Raw genomic sequence first — 17,742 nt, 5'->3', positions numbered from 1 at the left:
GTCATGCCGCCCTCCGCTCGGGGCTGGCCGCTCTGTCGATCAGCTGGCGGATGGCGCGCTTGTTGAAGCCGAAGGTCATCAGCGCCGAGGCGCGGTAGCGTGTCAGGCCGAAGTCATGGCGGCACTCGGGCGGCAGGTACTGGAGCTGCTTCTCGGTCGGCGGCTGGCGCAGCCAGGAGCGGGTCTTGAAGGCGCTCTCGTCGGTCTCGTGCGTGTTCAGCCAGTCGTCGGCCTGCGCAAGGCAAACGGTGCGCTCGCCGACGCCCAACAGGTGGGGGCGTTCGCCCTTCGCCCCGCCGATGGCGTACCAGACCCCGTCCAGCCAGAAGATGCCGCCCCAGGCTGCGAAGCCCGTGGCCATCAGCGCATCGTCCATGCCGTAGAGGTCGACCCACGCGAAGCTGGACCGCTTCAGAAGGTCGATCTCGGTCATCATGAAGCCCGAGAGCGGCGCGGCGGCCCCACCTTCGCCTGCATCCAGCTCCTCGCGCGGAAATGCCTCGCCGCAGAGCGGGCATTCGGTGGCGGCCAGCGGGATCTCTGCCTCGCAGGCCGGACAGGTCTTGGTCGGCGCCTCGCCGGTCTCGGTCTTGCCGTCGAGATCGACATCCTGTTCCAGCGTGCCGTGGATCAGGCTCGACGTCCCGAAATCCAGCACGATGCAGTCGGTCTTGACGATGCCGGGGTGTTCCTCGGGATCGACGGTGCGCAGCCCGCGCCCGACCATCTGGATCATGGTGGACTTGTAGGAGCTGGGCCGCAGCAGCACGACGCAGGATGTGGGCGGGTGGTCCCAGCCCTCGGTCAGCACCGCCACGTTGACGACGACGCGGATGTCGCCCGCCGCGTAGTCGGCGAGGATCGCCTTGCGGGTCTCGACCGCCAGATCGCCATGGATCAGCGCGGCGGAAACACCCGCCGCCCTGAACGCCTCGGTGACATGCTCGGCATGCGCGACGGTGGAGCAGAACACGACGGTCTGCCGGTCGCCCGCCTTCTCCTTCCAGTGGCGGATCACCTCGTCGGTGACGGGCGCGCGGTCCATGATGCCCGCCACCTCCGCCATGTCGAAATCCGACATGGTCTTGCGGACCGAGCGCAACTCGTCCTGCACGCCCACGTCGATGACGAAGGTGCGGGGCGGTACCAGGTGGCCCGAGGCGATCAGTTCGCCCAGACGGACCTGATCGGCGACATTGTCGAAAACCTCGCGCAGGCCCTTCTTGTCGCCCCGGTTCGGCGTCGCCGTGACCCCGAAGATGCGGGCGTCGGGATTGGCTTCGCGCACCCGGTCGATGATCCGGCGATAGCTGTCTGCCACCGCATGGTGCGCCTCGTCGACAACCAGCAGGTCGAGGCGTGGCATGTCGGCGAGGTTCGAGGCGCGCGCCAGCGTCGGCACCATGGCGAAGGCGACCTGGCCGCCCCAGGACTTCTCGGTGGCGTCGATGACCGAGGTGGCGACGCCCGACACCACGCGCTGAAACTTGGCGCGGTTCTGCGCGGTCAGTTCATCACGATGGGCCAGCACGCAGGCCTTGGCGCCGTCGCCGATCATCTCGCCGGTGACCGCCGAGAGCATGATGGTCTTGCCCGCGCCGGTGGGCGCCACACCCAGCGTGTTGCCTCGGGAAGCGAGCGCAGCCACGCTGCGCTCGACGAAGGTCTTCTGGCGGGGGCGCAGGCGCATGGCCGATCCCCCCTTACTGCGCCCAGCTCGGCCGACCGGCGGCGCCGGGGGCGGACGCGGGCGGGCTGGGCTGAGTGGTCGTGTGGGGCTGCTGCGGGGCGTGGCCCTGCGCCGGGGCGGCGGTGAATTGCGGCGCGACCGCGCCCATCAGTGCGGCGTAGTCGCGATGATCGGGGGTGACGGCGGCGCGGATTTCGTTCTTGTCCTCGCCGTTGGTGTCTGTGCCGATGTCGATGCGGGCGACGAATTCGACCCCATCGAGATCGCCGAACCCGTTGATGCGGCGGCGGGCCTGCGCCTCGGGCGAGTTGTCCTTGTCCGACACGCCGCGCGCCGAGTTGAGGATGCCGCGGATCAGGCCGCGCCCCATGTTCGCCCAGTCCGGGCCCTTCGGGCTGTAGAGGCCGATTAGCGACCAGATCTTGCGCCGGGCATAGGGCCCCTCGAGCACCGTGTATTCGGCGTCGAGATAGACGGCGCCCGTGGCGGCGCGGCGCGCCCAGCCACCGGTCCAGCCCTGCGAGGGGTCGTCGAAGCCGCCGGGGCGGAGCGTCAGACGCACCTTGGCGAGCGTGCCCTTCGGGATGACGTTGGTGTTGGATTGGGCGGAGTTGAAGTCGTTCCAGGGTCCGGACATTGCGCGGCTCCTTTCAGTTGGAGGATGGGACGCGCAGTGGCGTCAGAGGGGAAAAGCCACCCCGGCGACCGGATCGGGACACCGGGCGTCGCGAGATGCGCTCAGCCATGGCCGGGCTCCTGCGCGGGCGCGGGATCGGCCGGGGTCACCGGCGGCCATGTCAGGCGTTCGGAGACCGGCGCCGCGGGACGCTGGATCTTCTCCATCAGGCGGCCCAGATGCGGGGCCTCGACCCTGTCGAGGCGGCCCGAGCGGTCCTTGGCCGGATAGCCCCAGGGGTTCAGCGTCTGGCAGACGAAGGCGCGCTGCGTCGGGCCGTTGGCATCGGCGATGTCGGCCATGGTGATGACCTGATCGACGATGCCCGGCAGCTCGAGCCCGGTCTTCGAGCCGTCGATCTGCGGCTGGAAGACCTTGCGGTTGAAGTCATCGAGCCGCTCGTCGAGGATGCCGACGAACCAGACATGCTTTCCGCGCGTGTGCTGCAGATGGGTCAGCCAGCCGATCATCTCGCGGCCATGCAGCCCGTAGGCGCCGCGGATGTCGGGCTTGCCGGTCTTCTCGGAGAACGCCTCGGGTTGGCCGCGGCACCACTGGAAGCAGAGCCGCCCGGCCACGGTGATCGAGTCGATGAAGACGGTCTCGTACTTCCCGATCACCGTGGGATCGCCGTAGCGGCCGCAGACCTCGTCGAAATGCGCCTGGCTGTAAGGCTGGTCCTCGCGCAGCGCCGGGTTTGGCCCGCCGATGAACACCGCGAAGTCCCGGCATTCCTTCCAGGTGCGGGGTCGGAGCGTGTCGATCTCCAGCCCCTCGACCGCCAGGTCGCCAGCCTCGAGGTCGAGGAAGAGCGTGGTCGAGGCGTTCAGCGTCCAGAGCAGGCTGGTCTTGCCGATGCCGGACCGGCCAAAGATGACGCCCTTGATCCCCTTGCGCTGCGCGAGCCGCTCGTCGGCGCCGTTGATGGGAAGGGCCATCACTGGCCCTCCTTCTTCATCACCGCCGTGGCGGCGCGGTCGGCGCCGATGCACCCGGCCTCGCGGGCGAGCTTGTAGAGCCGCTTCAGCGCATCGGCGCGGCGATAGGCGGCCGTGCTCTCGCTTTCCGCCTCCACGATCGCGAAGGCGATCTCGTCGACGGTCGCCTCGACGACCGGCAGCGGCTCGCGCGGCTCGTCACCGGTGCGCTGCGGGAAGGCGATGGTTTCGGGGAGTTCTTCGAGGGCGTAGCTCGCGGCGCGAAGACGGGTGATGTCGTCCGGCTGGTCCGGCATGGCTTTTCTCCGTGAGATGAGGTGATCGAGGAGTCGCATCACGCGGCCTCCCGGACGTCGGGCGCGGGCTCGGCGACGTAGATCGCCAAGAGCGGCGTCCCGTCGGCATGGGCGCCGGCGTCCTCGATCTGATAGTTGCGGTTGGGCTCGCAGACCTCGGTCAGCTCCCAGCGGCGATAGAGCCCCGGAAGACGCCTGAAATCCTCGAGCGACAGATCGGCAGTGCGGTTCATGCGTGTCTGCTTTCGGTTGGAGGAAAGGCGCTCGGGGCGCTCGACTTGGAAAAGCCACCGGCGGGACCGGATCGGGACATCGGTTCAGGGGATTTCCTCGAGGGCGTCGTGCAGCCGGCGCATCGCGCGCTGGTAGCGCTTGCGGGCGGCGGCCTCGGTCAGGCCCAGCTCGACGGCGACCTCGGCCTGGGAGAAGCCCTCGATCGCGACGCGGATCACCAGCAGGGCGTCGTCGCCGAGCAGCTTCCGCACGGCGCCGTTCAGCCGTGTGTACCCGGCCGCGCCGATCCCGCTGTCGCCGCTGTCTGCCACCTCGTCAGGTTCGGCGCTGCTGGCGAGATGTTCGCGCGCCTGGTCGCGCTGGCGCACGCGGATCATGTCGCGCTCGACATTCCGCAGCACCGTGGCCGCGATCCAGTTGACGCGCCCGAGGTCGAGGCCGCGGACCGCCTCCGTGGTGCGCGCCAGTACGTCTGATGCGACCTCGTCGGCGGTGCCGAGCCTGCGCCAGAGCGACCGGCGACGGATGGCGTCGAGGCCGGGCCAGAGCGCCAGCAACAGCAGCGTCAGGGCGCAGTCGGACGCGGGCCCGTCGCCGTGCGCCGCCCTGACCAGCGCAGAGAGGATCATGTTCTTCCGGGCCGGATCGCCGGGCGTGCGGTGCAGCCCGTCCAGCAGGGCCGCCGGATCGCGGAACGGCGCGAGGGCCGCCTGCGCACGCCGGACGGCGTCGAAACTGCGCTGGAAGTGAAGGTTGGAGGATGAATGCATGAGGTGATCACGGATCTCGTGCCACGCGAAGGACATCGGACGCCTGCCTTGCGGCCAGGCGTCCGGCGCCTTCTCGTGGCCAGGTCAGGACGTCGCGCGTCTCTGCGATTTCAGGGGGGTGGGTGAATGCGCGCGTCAGCGCGCGGGTGCGGTCGCGTTGTTCAGCGTGCCGCAGCCCCGACAGGTGGCCTGCACCGGGAAGCCCACGAGATACTCGTGCCCCCGCGCGAAGCGCAGGTGCATGCGGCCGTCCCGGCAGACGCCGAGCAGCTTGTCACAGCGCGTGCAGCGCCATTCCGAGTTCGAGGTGGTGGGCTTGGTCGTCGCGGCGCCGGACCAGCTCGTCGGGGCTGCCTGGCGCGGGGGGAAGGGAGTCGGCATGGAAGTGCTCCTCTGATCGATGGAGCACTCCCATTGGCCTGAAGAATCGGAGCCCGTCAGACCCCCCAATCGGAGCCGGATCGGAGCCAGCTGTCAGATAGCGATCTCCCAAGGCCCTTTGGCGCCGAGACTTCTCAGAAAGTTGGCCTTCAGCTTGTCCCACAGCGGCTGCTTGAAGATGTTCGACAGGGACTGGTCTTCTGCGATTCCTTTGACAAGATCCTTGGTCGCCACTGGCATCGGGCCATTGTTGTGGGCATCGACCAGCCGCTGAATGACCTGGATGCGGTTTTCGCCCTTGATGTCGATGGTGCCTTTCCCTGGCACGAAGAGGGTCGCGATCTCATCGCCGCTACGGGTGAGTCCGACCGTCATGCCTCCACGGGCCAATATCCGATGTCGCCGAAACACGGACCGGAGCTTGTCTGCGACCAACGCGATTTCGGACTGGTTATCGTCGATCTGATCGGCAAGCGGCGCCAGGACGTTTGCCGCCAAACACGGCCCGGAAGCCTTGCCGGCCTGAAGGACCAGTCCAATGCCGAGGTTGTGGCGCGCCCGAAGTTCCGTATCGACGGCCGACCGGACCCTCTCCCGGTCGAGACCACGCGCAAGGTAGATCGGAACATCGCCGCCATCGACACTGAGCGTTCCAAGGTAGAGGAGATAATCGGTCAGCTTCTCGATTGCAGGCGCATCCAGCACTTGTTCGAGACGTGCCTTCAGGTGTTGCGCGACCCAGCCGTCGCGCACCCGATATATCCTGTAGCGATCGGGGTCGCCCGCAGACGTCGCCTGTGCCTCGGTGACCTTGAGGTCGGCCACCTTTCGGTCGCCTTCCTCCGCATCTCCCTTGTCGACCCGAACGACCACTTCGGCCGCGACCGGACCGACCTCGTCTTCATCGTCGATCAGATCGTCCCCTTCCCAGCCGGCCGGCACGAGGAAGCCCAGATCGGTCAGGAGGCCGGGATCGACACCGCGAGCTTGGAGCCATGCGCCGGTAACCCTGTCAGCTCCGATGTCCCAGATGGCCAGCAAGGCGGGCATGACCGCCATGCTCTCCTCATCGCCCGGTGCGCGACCATCACGGAGGATGTTCCAGTTTCTGAGCAAGCGATGCCCCAGAATGCGCTCGAACGGGTCGTCGATGCTGAGAAGGCTGCTCGTGTTGCGGTCGGTGAGCGTGAAGTTGAGGGTCTGCGCCTCATCTCGTCCCGCGCGGAAATACCGGACCGCAATCTCGACGAAACGGATTGCGAGGGCCCGCTCGAAAATCCTCGGAAGGCCCGGCTGGCTGTCGATGATCTCCGAGATGTCCTGGTCGATTGTGGTGGAAAGCGAGAGGCGGTTGGCGAGATTGCCGATGCTGATGTCGGCCCGGATCACCTGCGCGCGGTCGATCACCACGTCGTCGAGTTCCGGCGGTTCAAGATCGAGCCCCTGCAGGAACTGCGAAATGTCGTACGCCTGAAAATCGACGGGCTGGTTGGAGTAGGTCTGCTCGAGAGCAGTCTCGATGAAGCGTTCGGCGACTGTGTGCCTGAGCTTTCGGTTGCCGGCACGGACATGGACCCGCCCGGTCGATGGCGTGTAGACGATCATCGCCTCTCCGGGCGGCCGAAAATAGATGCTCGACCGATTGCCATCGTCATCGATCTCCCGAACGCTCGTGGGGGGATCGGGATGGAACAGCAGGTACATCTCCGCCGCCGGTTCATCTCCGTCCTCGGGAATGTCGAACTTGTCGATGCTGTAGCCGTCGCCGCGATCGAGACGCTTGTTGAGGTCGACCAGAAGCTCGTCGAGCAATGCACTGCCGGCGTCGGGGCCCCCGTCGACCGAAGGCTCGGCCATGAAGGTCTGGTAGTGCTTGTCGTAGCGCCGGTAGAGACGCAGGTGCAGGCTGTTCTCCGCCGCTTCAAATAAGCCGTGTTCGTTGGCGTAAGCCCACAGGCTTCGCGCGAGCTTGTCCCGCCGGTTCAGAAGTTCCTTGGCGCGGTCCGGTTCAAGCGTAGTCGTGGCGAGACCTTGGAGGACATATTCGCCGCGGTCGCTCGCAATTGTGACGATCCGGGCTGCTTCCGCTTCGAGCGGGCCCAGCCGGTCTTTCTTTTCCTTCGGCAGCATATTCCTCGCTGCTGTCGGACCGTCCGGATCGTCGGGGTCGAACTTGTAGGTCGCAAGCCAGGCCAACCTCTCGAAAGCCTTGCTGTTGAGAAATCCGGACAGCAATTCGGGCTCTGCATCATCGAAAAGCCGAGAAAGATTGGGGCAGGTTTTAGCCGGGACGCGTACCATTGAAGTCTCCGAGAATTTTGACTTGCGCTACTGATGGCGATCGTGGCGCCGTGCTCGGAGCTTGATACCGCGATGTCGCCTCTGGAGACCGAGGGCGACGTCGCCATTTCGCCGGAAAGTTACGTCCACAGAGGCGAGAACCACGCGCGCGTCCTCGATCTGCTCCAGGAGATGGGGACCGATCGGAGTTGCTTTGCGCGGCATGAACTTACCTCAATGAACTACTGCTCTCGACTGCTTCAACTCGCGATTGTCGCGGACAAATCGGTGATCGGCAAGTCCCGATGTTCTCTACCTGTTCGCAACCCTGAATCCTGTAACGAGTGATGTCCCGTTACGGCCAGTGGGGTGGCTTTTGATCGGTAAGTACCACCGATCACGGCTACCGAAACATGAAGCGCCCGAATCCGCTGCCGCCCGACCAGATGACGCCCGCAGAGCGCCGCACTGAGCTGTGCGGCCTGCTGGCGCTCGGGCTGGCTCGGTTGCGGATGCGAAAGACGGACGAAGTATCTGACGATACTGGAGAACGTTGCCTACACTATCCGCCCGACCAATGCCGTCATGCAACTCCAACTCACCGGAGAAATGCATGAACAAGCTCGATCCCATCCCCGCGCGCCTGGCCGCGCTGAAGACCACGTCGACGCCCGACCTGAAGAATCAGTGGCGCGACCTGTTCGACAGCGAGCCGCCGCCGTTCAACCGCCGCTATCTCGAAAGCCGCATCGCCTATCGCATCCAGGAACTCGCCTATGGCGGGCTGAAACCGGAGACGATCCGGCGGTTGGAACGGCTCGGCGAGGAACTGGACGGCGGGGACAAAAAGAAGCGCGGAATGCGCCTCGACCGCGACCGCCCGATCACCGGCACCCGGCTGCTGCGCGAATGGCAGGGCGTCGAACAGATCGTCACAGTCACCGCGGACGGCTTTGAGTGGCAGGGGCGGCCCTACAAGTCGCTGTCCGCCATCGCGCGCGCGATCACCGGCACGCGCTGGAACGGCTGGGTCTTCTTCGGGCTCAAGAACCACAGGGGGCGGACATGACAAAGCCGCCCGAAAAAACCAAGGTCGTCCGCAAGCTGCGCTGCGCGGTCTACACCCGCAAATCCTCGGAGGAAGGGCTGGAGCAGGAGTTCAACTCGCTGCATGCCCAGCGTGAGGCCTGCGAGGCCTACATCGCCAGCCAACGCTCCGAGGGCTGGGTTCTGGTCCGCGACCAGTATGACGACGGCGGCATTTCGGGCGGCACGCTGGAGCGGCCCGGTCTGCGGCGGCTGCTGGAGGACATCGAGGACGGGCTGATCGACGTGGTGGTCGTCTACAAGATCGACCGCCTGTCGCGCTCGCTCGCCGACTTCGCCAAGCTGGTCGAGGTGTTCGACCGGAACAACGTGACGTTCGTCTCGGTCACACAGTCGTTCAACACCACCACTTCCATGGGGCGGCTGACGCTGAACATCCTGCTCTCGTTCGCCCAGTTCGAACGCGAGGTGACGGCCGAGCGGATCCGCGACAAGGTCGCCGCCAGCCGCAAGAAAGGCTTGTGGATGGGCGGGGTGCCGCCCTACGGCTATCGCGTCGAGAACCGCAAGCTGGTCATCGACGACGAGCGCGCCGACCACGTCCGCTGGATCTTCGCCCGGTTCGTCGAGATCGGCTCCGCCACGGAGCTTGCGCGGGAGGTCGGCACTCTCGGCATCCGGACGCCGCGCGGCAACCGGATCGACAAGAAGTACATCTACCGCATGCTCAGCAACCGCGCCTACATCGGCGAGGCGGTGCACAAGGGCGAGAGCTATCCCGGCGAGCATGACGCCATCATCGACCGCGAGACGTGGGACCGCGTCCACGCCATTCTGCACGAAAGCCCCCGCAAGCGAGCAGCCCGCACCCGCGCCGACACACCCGCGCTGCTGAAGGGGCTGCTGTTCGGGCCCGATGGCGCGGCCTTCTCGCCAACGCACACCCGCAAGGGCGACAGGCTTTACCGCTACTACGTCAGCCAGACCGTCCTGAAGCACGGGGCCGGATCATGCCCGGTCGGTCGCGTGCCGGCGGGGGAGATCGAGGCCGCGGTCATCGACCAACTCCGTGTCGTGTTCCGACAGCCAGAGATTGTTGCGGGGACTTGGAAGGCGGCGCGTGCCCACGCCGACGGCGTCTCCGAGGCCGACGCCCGCGCGGCATTGCAGCAGCTCGACCCGCTGTGGGACGAACTCTTCCCTGCCGAGCAGGCACGCATCGTGACATTGCTGGTCGAGCGTGCCGACATCGGCACAGGCGGGTTAAACGTCCGGCTCCGGATGGACGGCCTCGGAGGGCTCGCGCGCGAGATGCTATCTGGCAGCATCGGAGCAGCGGCATGACCCGCGCGACGGCGGTCCCCGAGACAGTGACAATCCACGTGCCATTCCGCATCGTGAAGCGCGGCGGGCGCAAGGAGATGCAGCGACCCTCAGACACCCAAGCGCGCGGGAGGCCGGACGATACGCTCATCAAGGCGCTTGCGCGCGCGTTCCGCTGGAAAAGCATGCTCGACAACGGTGACTTTGCCACGGTAGCCGACCTCGCCGCACACGAAGGCATCGCTGTCTCCTACCTCACGCGCGTGCTTCGGCTGACGCAGCTTGCACCCGATCTCGTCGAGGCGATACTCGACGCACGGCATCCACCGGGCCTGACGCTTCAGTCGCTGAGAGTGCAGATCCCTGATGACTGGTCGAGGCAGCGCGAGTCCTTGCTGCCAGGGACGGAATAAGGCTTGCGGCATCAGTCGGCCACGCTGTAGCTTCTCCGAGCCGTTGTCAGGCGAAAGAGCTGCCCAACCAAAGAATTGCGCGTTGATCTGAGCCGAGTTCTTTGACAAGCCGTTTGCTGCGCGATGGCATGTCGAAACCGGGCGAAGTAGATTGCGCATGAACGAAGCCGATACCTGCAGAAAGTTCGTCGTCCCGAAACTGCAGGAAGCAGGCTGGGATGATCGCCCGCACGCGATAAACGAGCAGAGGACTTTCACCGACGGCCGGGTCGTGTTTGTCGGTGGCAAGGCTCGCCGCGGAAAACAGAAGCGTTCAGACTATCTTCTCCGATATAATCCGGATTTCCCGATCGCCGTCGTTGAGGCCAAATCCCGCTACCGGCACGCCGCGGAGGGGCTCCAACAAGCCAAGGAATATGCCGAAATACTTGGTCTTCAATTCGCGTATTCGACCAACGGGATCGAGATCGTCGAGTTCGACTACACGACCGGCATCGAGCGAACTATTGCTGATTTCCCAGCGCCTGATGACCTCTGGGCTCGGCTCCGCCGTGCCGAGGGCATTGTCGACGACCAGGTGGCCGAACGGCTGCTGACGCCCACCTTTCCAGATCGAGCCAAACCGCTTCGCTACTATCAGGAGATCGCCGTGAACCGCGCCGTACAGGCGGCGCTTCAGGGCAGGAAGCGGGCATTGCTCACACTGTGCACCGGAGCGGGCAAGACTGCCGTCGCCTTCCAGATCTGCTGGAAGCTGTGGTCGGCACGCTGGAATTCCAAAGGGGTGAACCGGAACCCGAAGATCCTGTTTCTCGCTGATCGCAACGTCCTGGTCGACGATCCGATGGCAAAGGATTTCAGCCCGTTTGGCGACGCCCGTCACAAGATAGCTGGCGGCGTGGCGGTCAAGAGCCGCGACATGTATTTCGCGATCTACCAGTCCATCGCGCGTGACGAGAACCGTCCCGGCCTCTACCGAGAGTATGCGCGCGACTTCTTCGATCTCATCATCATTGACGAATGCCATCGTGGCAGCGCCCGGGACGACAGCAACTGGCGAGAAATCCTCGAGTGGTTCGAGCATGCGACCCAGATCGGGATGACAGCGACGCCGCGGCGAGAGGATAACGTCGACACTTACAACTATTTCGGCGATCCGCTCTATGAGTACAGCCTCGCGCAGGGCATCGCTGACGGCTTCCTGGCCCCGTATCGCGTCCACCGCGTCATCTCGGACTACGACGCCGCCGGATGGCGACCGACGCGGGGTGAACTTGATCGTTATGGGCGCGAAATCCCCGACGCCGAATACTCCACGCGGGACTTCGAGCGGGTCGTGGCGCTGCGTGCACGAACGCAGGCCATTGCGAGACATCTCGCGGGCTTCATGGCCGAGACCGACCGCTTCGCCAAGACCATCGTCTTCTGCGTCGACCAGGAACACGCGCTCGAGATGCGGCAGGCGCTCGCCGCCCTGAACACCGATCTCGTGAAGGACCATCCCGACTACGTTTGCCGCGTGACGTCCGACGAAGGCGATGTAGGAAGCGCGCACAGGGCGAAGTTTCAGGATGTCGAGACCCAGACGCCGGTCATCCTCACCACGTCGCAGCTACTCACGACCGGCGTGGACGCCCCGACCTGCAAGAACGTGGTGCTCGCGCGGGTCGTGGGCTCCATGCCCGAGTTCAAGCAGATCATCGGGCGAGGCACCCGTCTCAGGCCCGACTACGGCAAGCTCGCCTTCAACATCATCGACTACACCGGGACCGCGACGCGCATGTTCGCCGATCCCGCCTTTGACGGCGATCCCGTCCGCGAGGACGAAGCGGTCATCAATTCAGACGGCGACATCGTGGAAGAGCGCGAGATCGAAGAAGTGGCACTGGATCCCGACGATTTTCCAGAAGGGCCCGATATGCCGGATGGACCCGTCGATCTGGGGGACGAGGGCGAGAACGGGCCCCGCAAGTTCTATGTTGATGGCGGCGAGGTCTCGATCGTCCGGCACCTCGTCTACGAACTCGATTCTGACGGGCGGCAGCTCGCCTGCCGCCAGCTTACCGATTACACCGGCGACAAAGTTCGCACGCTCTATCCCAATGCGTCGGAACTGCGCACGGACTGGCTTGACCCCGAACGCCGGGCGGAGATCGTCGAGCGGCTCGAGGAGAAGGGCATCGACCTCGATTCCCTGGCTGATGCAGTCGGAAAGCCGGAGGCCGATCCGTTCGATCTCCTTTGCCATCTGGCATATAACGCGCCGCTGCGAACCCGGCGCGAGCGTGCTGACCGTCTGCTGAGAGAGCAGGACGAGTTTCTGGACCGCTTCGGGTCGGATGCCCGCGAGGTCTTGGATGCCGTGCTTGAAAAGTATGCCGAACATGGCAGTGCCCAGTTCAAGCTTCCGGACATCCTGGAAGTGCCCCCGTTCAACGAGTGGGGCAACGTCATCGAAATCGCCGCCCGCTTCGGCGGGGGCAAGGAGCTGCGCAGCGCCGTCACCGAGCTGCAGCGTTTGCTCTACACCGCTTGAATTGAAGGAGATCCAACTTGGCCAGAACCGCCCGTAAGAAGGCTGCGCCGAAGCAACTGACCACTGCCCAGCGTCTCGACAGCATCATCAAGTCCGCCCGCAAGATCATGCGAAAGGACAAGGGGCTGAACGGCGACCTCGATCGGTTGCCGATGCTGACCTGGATCATGTTCCTGAAGTTCCTCGACGACATGGAACGGATCGAGGAAGGACGCGCGGAGCTCGCAGGCAAGGACTATCGCCCGATTATCGAAGCCCCTTATCGTTGGCGCGACTGGGCGGCAGATGCGGATGGCATCACCGGCCCCGACCTCCTGTCGTTTCTCGTTTCCGAAATGACCGAGCGCCCGGACGACACGCGCGGCCCGGGGCTCTTCGCCTATCTCCGCGCCCTGCGCGGCGACAATGGCCGGCGCGAGCGGCGCGACGTGATCGCCACGGTCTTCCAGGGCTTCGCCAACCGCATGGAAAGCGGCTATCTGCTGCGCGACGTGGTCAACCTGATCGACGGCATCCATTTCGACTCGTCGGAGGAAGTCCATACCCTCGGCCGCCTCTACGAGACGCTGCTGCGAGAGATGCGCGACGCTGCAGGAGACTCGGGCGAGTTCTACACGCCTCGGCCTGTCGTGCGGTTTATGGTCGAAGTGACCGACCCGAAGCTGGGCGAGACCATCCTCGACCCGGCATGCGGAACCGGGGGATTTCTGACCGAGGCCTTCCAGCATCTCGAGCGCCAGGCCGATACAGTCGAGAAGCGGCGTATCCTGCAGGAGGACAGCTTCTTCGGCGGCGAGGCCAAGTCGCTGCCGTTCCTTCTGTCCCAGCTCAACCTTCTGCTGCACGGCCTGCATGCCCCGCGCATCGACCCCGGCAACGCCCTTCGCTTCCGCCTGGCGGAGATCGGCGAGGATCAGCGGGTCAATGTCATCCTGACCAATCCGCCGTTCGGCGGCGAGGAGGAGACAGGCATCCTCAACAACTTTCCCGAGGACCGGCGCACGGCCGAGACGGCACTGCTGTTCCTGCAACTGATCATGCGGCGGCTGAAGCGCGCTGGGCGCGGGCGGGCCGCAGTCGTCGTTCCGCACGGCACGCTGTTCGGCGATGGCATCTCGGCGCGGATCAAGGCGGACCTGCTCGAGAAATTCAACCTGCACACAGTGGTCCGGTTGCGTGAAGGGGTGTTCGCGCCCTACACGGACATCCCGGCGAACCTGATCTTCTTCGACACGACCGGACCGACGAAGGATATCTGGTACTACGAGATGCCGCTGCCTGAGGGCCGCAAGAAGTACTCGAAGACCGCGCCCATGGCCTACGAGGAGTTTGCGGACTGCCTCGCCTGGTGGAGGAAGCGCGAGCCGAACGAGCGCGCCTGGAAGGTCTCTGCCGGTGAGCTGATCCAGCGCGACGATCAGGATCGTGTTGTCGCCTGCAACCTGGACATCAAGAACCCGCATTCCGGCGAGGTCGTCGATCACCGTGCGCCGGCCGAGATCGTGGACGCGATCATCGCACAGGAACAGCGGATCATTGGCATCATGGACGAGATCAAGGCCGTGCTGGCGGAGCGCGTGTGATGTGGGGATCGATTGCCATCTCCGACTTCCTCACCAAGTCCGAAAGCTGGGTAAATGTCGAACCTGACGGTCAGTACAAGCAGATCACGGCGCGACTCTGGGGAAAAGGCCTGACGCTTCGCGGTGAAGTTCCGGGCAGCGCAATAGCCGCTGCGCGACAGTACTGTGCCAAGGCCGGCCAATTTCTGCTCTCGCGGATCGATGCTCGCCACGGCGCCTACGGGATCGTTCCCGAGGAATTGGACGGCGCCTTGGTCAGCAACGATTTCCCTTGCTTCGACATCGACGCCTCAAAAGTACTGCCGCACTACTTCGAGTGGTACTCACGCACTCCCGAGTTCATCGACCTGTGCCGTCGGGCAAGCGAAGGATCAACGAACCGGGTGCGCATGAAGGAAGACAAGTTCCTGAGAATGATGGTCCCGCTTCCGTCCCTCGACGAACAGCGTCGCATCGTCGTAAAGCTCGACCGGGTCGCGGCGCTGGTGGACGCACGCCGCAACGCCATCGAGGCGGCCGAGCAGGAAACGCAGGCACTGCTGCTGAAAGCCTTCCAGCGCGCGATCGACGGCGCCCCCCTGCGCCCCATGGCCGAGGTTGCGCCGCTGGTGCGCAGGCCGGTCGAGATCGATCTTGACGCGAGCTATCCCGAGCTCGGCGTCCGTTCGTTCGGCCGCGGTACTTTTCACAAACCCGATCTGCTGGGCGCGGAACTGAGCTGGCAAAAACTCTTCCTTGTTCAGCAAGGCGACCTCGTATTCAGCAACATCAAGGCTTGGGAGGGGGCGTTCGCGGTGGCTGGCCGCGATGACCATGGGCGGGTCGGCTCGCACCGCTACCTGACATGCGTTCCCACTCAGGGGCTCGCGACAGCCGAGTTCATCTGGTTCTACCTCCAGACCTCTGAAGGTCTCGGCAAGGTGCAATCCGCATCACCCGGAAGTGCCGACAGGAACCGCACTCTGGGGCAAGGAGCGCTGGAGGCAATCTCAGTTCCGACGCCACCGATCGACCGCCAGCAATGGTTCGACCGTCTGCATGCGAAGGCTCGCGAAGCCCGCACCATCCGCGTTAGCACTGCGCAGGATGTCGAGGCCCTGATCCCAGCCATGCTGCACGAGACATTTGGCAGGCAGCATCAGGCGGCGTGAGAATCGACCGGCCTATTTATCCGACGCCGTTCCAGCCCAGATTCGTGTATCTGGGCTCGGCGTCCGTTTGCCATTTGGGAGGTCGAAACGCAGCAAGCCGGCTTTTCGGTTAGCCGTCGCGATCTTGTTGAGGTGTGTGGTCCGCACCGGCACTAACTCCATCACCTCACTGGCAAGTGGCCCGAACGCGATCCCCGGTCTCTTTGAAACCGTCTGCAACAGGAGTTCGGTCGCCCAACCGACATGAGCAGAGCATCCGACCCCGTCGCGATCTGTCTCGAACGCGATGATCTGGTCCTCTGGAAACAGCTGCGACTGCCTGCTTTCCTCGGTCTGGATGGCGTGGCGCGTGCGGACAGCTTCCTTCTCCACCTTTTCCTGAACGGTCCGGAAAACCTCGACGCCGATCCCACTATGAGTGCCAAGTATGAGCCGCATCTTGATGCGATCCTCACGCGGCTTTCGGATAGCCATATCGGTCAGGTAGGTGGCGACCCGGGCCTCCTTCATCTTGGCCTTCAGGAGCTGCAGGATCTTGGTCTCGTTCGAGCCCTCCGGCATCGCCTCGAATGCATCCTTCCAAGCAGGATCCGCCAGGAACCGACCGACGGATGCCGCAACTCCATCCCAGCCAGCGTGCCTGTTCACCTCTTCAGCCATGAAGTTGAAAAGGAATTCGCCGTTCAGGCTCCGCAGGAACTCAAAAACCTTGGCGGATTCAACATTCCAGCCGGTTGGATCGATGAATGTGAAGGTGAAGCCGTCCCGGCAGGCAGTGCGTATGCCGTCGAGGTTGTCTTCGAACTGGCCTGAGAACACCTGAATGTCGAACTCCGGCTTCTGGGCTGCGAACTCCCGCAATTTCGCGACGGATACAGGGTTCCGTTCGCAGAACCGAAAACGGACCTGGAGGCCGGGACGTCCCATATCGAGCAAAGATCGCCGAACCGTTTCCAATGTTTCGATGGCCTGAGAAAACGAGGCGTCGGAATACCTGTTAGTGTCAGATACCCGCCAAGGGCCCGCGAAGGCGTCCACGAAGTTGAAGACCGGCGATCTGCCTTGGAACAGCTTGTAGGCTGCGGACTCGAGATACTTGTTGAGAAACAGATGCTTGATGAAGGACTGTTCGCGCCCGTGATAGTTTTCTATCCTGGGCGGCATCAGGCATCCTCGGGCTGCAGGGCGCGAATGATAGGTTCGGGAACGATCTGCCAGGGAAAACCATTCCACTCTTCACCGTCGAGAAGGCGCCCGCCGGATTTCGGTCTTGCACCGCCCCACTGCTTGAAGAAGAACGCGACGTCGTCACGTCCGCACATGTCCCGGATCTGGCGGACCCAGCTTTCGTCCATGGGCCGAGCCCTGGGGCCGCTCTCCCCCCCGACGATGGCCCAAGCGACGCCCTGCAGATCGAAATCCCCGACCGGTCCGAGCAGCGGCTCGAACGAGATGAAGCGCGCGTCGGAATTGATCTGCTTCAGGTGCTCGATCCGGCTCGCGTGCGCGGCGTCCTCGACAGAAACGCCGAGCCAGATGTGCCGAGGGATCGGCCCTCCATCATACCGCTTCCGAACGTAGTTGCGCATGAGCGAGCTGCGCTTGGTCAGCACCTGGTAGACGTGCCAGTCCGCCTGCTCCATGGCGTCAAACACCGCGTCGATGAATGTACGGTCGATGTCCTTGTGGAAGAGGTCGCTCATCGAGTTCACGAAGATCATCCGCGGCTTTTTCCAGAGCACGGGCTGCTTCAGCCTCGACGGCCAGAGTGTCAGGTCAAAGCCCTGCTCGTAGGGGTGTCTAGGGATCCCACGCCAGCGCTCTGCGAACCGCTCGGCGTAGCAGTTGTCACAACCGGGACCGACCTTGGTGCAGCCCGTCACCGGGTTCCACGTCGCGTCCGTCCATTCGATGTCTGACTTCTGGGCCAACTGCTCGCCTCACACTTTTTCACAACGGTAACACGCGGTTGACTCAGCACAAAGCACGAACAGCGGCTGAGGTGAGATTGGTCCCAGCCGCAGCCGAACCAGCGCGCAACGGGCGGCGTTCGATCTCTGTTCCATCCGCCATCCAGATGAATTTTCCAAATCGCGTGCATCACGGACTTCGAAAGATCACTTTAAAGCAATGATTTAAAGCTGTTCACCGAAAGCGCGGCGGTTAACAGGTCCGGAGAATATCGGCCCGGAGAGAACGCGTGTCCGCCCTTCGGGGCGTAGGCCGGTTAACAGTCCAACCCGCATAACCCTCGAAAACAACGAGAAAATCCAGCCGCGGCCGGATCGGGAGAACGCTTTCGCGGGGGCAAGTGGCGGAGAGGGTGGGATTCGAACCCACGGAACCCTTGCAGGCTCAACGGTTTTCGAGACCGCCCCGTTCGACCACTCCGGCACCTCTCCGCGCTTCTTGGTGTGGTGACGC

General features: G+C 64.3%; 16 protein-coding genes and 1 tRNA gene. 6 read left to right on the top strand and 11 right to left on the bottom strand.

The genetic code is table 11. The features are described from left to right. Nucleotide 1: 1 nt before the first annotated feature. From EOJ32_RS10320 to EOJ32_RS10285, 8 genes are all read right to left on the bottom strand, one after another. A complete protein-coding gene (locus EOJ32_RS10320) occupies nt 2-1,690 on the bottom strand; it encodes a DEAD/DEAH box helicase (protein ID WP_127898507.1) in 1,689 nt (562 codons plus the stop codon). A gap of 13 nt (nt 1,691-1,703) precedes the next feature. After that, complete coding sequence (locus EOJ32_RS10315) at nt 1,704-2,327, bottom strand: hypothetical protein (protein WP_127898506.1); 624 nt, start codon at nt 2,325-2,327, stop codon at nt 1,704-1,706. A 101-nt stretch (nt 2,328-2,428) separates the two neighbouring features. Then, nucleotides 2,429-3,304 carry an ATP-binding protein gene (locus EOJ32_RS10310; protein WP_127898505.1) on the bottom strand — a complete coding sequence of 292 codons (876 nt, stop codon included), beginning with the start codon at nt 3,302-3,304 and terminating at the stop codon, nt 2,429-2,431. Then, nucleotides 3,304-3,639 (bottom strand): hypothetical protein, encoded by a 336-nt coding sequence (locus tag EOJ32_RS10305; protein ID WP_127898504.1) that lies wholly within the window; start codon nt 3,637-3,639, stop codon nt 3,304-3,306. Before EOJ32_RS10305 ends, EOJ32_RS10310 begins: the two co-directional genes overlap by 1 nt. Continuing rightward, nucleotides 3,639-3,833, bottom strand: coding sequence for a hypothetical protein (locus EOJ32_RS10300; RefSeq protein ID WP_018303655.1), 195 nt, complete (start codon nt 3,831-3,833; stop codon nt 3,639-3,641). Before EOJ32_RS10300 ends, EOJ32_RS10305 begins: the two co-directional genes overlap by 1 nt. An 84-nt stretch (nt 3,834-3,917) precedes the next feature. Then, nucleotides 3,918-4,640 carry an RNA polymerase sigma factor gene (locus EOJ32_RS10295; protein ID WP_127898503.1) on the bottom strand — a complete coding sequence of 241 codons (723 nt, stop codon included), beginning with the start codon at nt 4,638-4,640 and terminating at the stop codon, nt 3,918-3,920. A 99-nt stretch (nt 4,641-4,739) separates the two neighbouring features. Further along, the gene (locus EOJ32_RS10290; protein WP_127898502.1) at nt 4,740-4,985 is read right to left on the bottom strand and encodes a hypothetical protein; all 246 of its coding nucleotides are present in this window, start codon (nt 4,983-4,985) and stop codon (nt 4,740-4,742) included. Between the two features lie 93 nt (nt 4,986-5,078). Beyond that, on the bottom strand, nt 5,079-7,286 hold the full coding sequence (locus EOJ32_RS10285) for a hypothetical protein (protein ID WP_127898501.1): 2,208 nt from the start codon (nt 7,284-7,286) through the stop codon (nt 5,079-5,081). Between the two features lie 592 nt (nt 7,287-7,878). On the opposite strand from EOJ32_RS10285, the gene EOJ32_RS10275 reads away from it, so the two are divergent. The 6 genes from EOJ32_RS10275 (at nt 7,879) to EOJ32_RS10250 (ending at nt 15,318) form a co-directional block, all read left to right on the top strand. Then, complete coding sequence (locus EOJ32_RS10275; RefSeq protein ID WP_127898499.1) at nt 7,879-8,334, top strand: DUF2924 domain-containing protein; 456 nt, start codon at nt 7,879-7,881, stop codon at nt 8,332-8,334. After that, nucleotides 8,331-9,656 carry a recombinase family protein gene (locus EOJ32_RS10270; RefSeq protein ID WP_127898498.1) on the top strand — a complete coding sequence of 442 codons (1,326 nt, stop codon included), beginning with the start codon at nt 8,331-8,333 and terminating at the stop codon, nt 9,654-9,656. Before EOJ32_RS10275 ends, EOJ32_RS10270 begins: the two co-directional genes overlap by 4 nt. Then, the gene (locus EOJ32_RS10265) at nt 9,653-10,048 is read left to right on the top strand and encodes a hypothetical protein (protein ID WP_127898497.1); all 396 of its coding nucleotides are present in this window, start codon (nt 9,653-9,655) and stop codon (nt 10,046-10,048) included. The genes EOJ32_RS10270 and EOJ32_RS10265 overlap by 4 nt, the downstream gene beginning before the upstream one ends. Before the next feature lie 157 nt (nt 10,049-10,205). Next, nucleotides 10,206-12,584, top strand: a complete 2,379-nt coding sequence (gene hsdR / locus EOJ32_RS10260; protein ID WP_205963146.1) for an EcoAI/FtnUII family type I restriction enzme subunit R — start codon at nt 10,206-10,208, stop codon at nt 12,582-12,584. Between the two features lie 17 nt (nt 12,585-12,601). After that, nucleotides 12,602-14,167, top strand: a complete 1,566-nt coding sequence (locus tag EOJ32_RS10255; protein ID WP_205963145.1) for a class I SAM-dependent DNA methyltransferase — start codon at nt 12,602-12,604, stop codon at nt 14,165-14,167. Then, nucleotides 14,167-15,318, top strand: coding sequence for a restriction endonuclease subunit S (locus tag EOJ32_RS10250; protein ID WP_127898495.1), 1,152 nt, complete (start codon nt 14,167-14,169; stop codon nt 15,316-15,318). Before EOJ32_RS10255 ends, EOJ32_RS10250 begins: the two co-directional genes overlap by 1 nt. 12 nt (nt 15,319-15,330) lie before the next feature. Here the strand turns inward: EOJ32_RS10250 and tcmP are convergent, their stop codons facing one another. The 3 genes from tcmP to EOJ32_RS10235 all read right to left on the bottom strand — a co-directional run bounded on the left by tcmP (nt 15,331) and on the right by EOJ32_RS10235 (nt 17,720). Beyond that, a complete protein-coding gene (gene tcmP / locus EOJ32_RS10245; RefSeq protein ID WP_127898494.1) occupies nt 15,331-16,482 on the bottom strand; it encodes a three-Cys-motif partner protein TcmP in 1,152 nt (383 codons plus the stop codon). Next, a complete protein-coding gene (locus EOJ32_RS10240) occupies nt 16,482-17,249 on the bottom strand; it encodes a DUF5131 family protein (protein ID WP_127898493.1) in 768 nt (255 codons plus the stop codon). Before EOJ32_RS10240 ends, tcmP begins: the two co-directional genes overlap by 1 nt. A gap of 381 nt (nt 17,250-17,630) precedes the next feature. Continuing rightward, nucleotides 17,631-17,720, bottom strand: a tRNA-Ser gene (locus EOJ32_RS10235). Nucleotides 17,721-17,742: the final 22 nt, after the last annotated feature.

Origin of the sequence: Paracoccus sp. Arc7-R13, assembly GCF_004010775.1 — a bacterium.
In the GTDB taxonomy this organism is placed as follows: Bacteria; Pseudomonadota; Alphaproteobacteria; order Rhodobacterales; family Rhodobacteraceae; genus Paracoccus; species Paracoccus marcusii.
The sequence above is the reverse complement of the archived record's forward strand: the minus strand, read 5'-3'. Positions and strand labels throughout refer to the sequence as shown.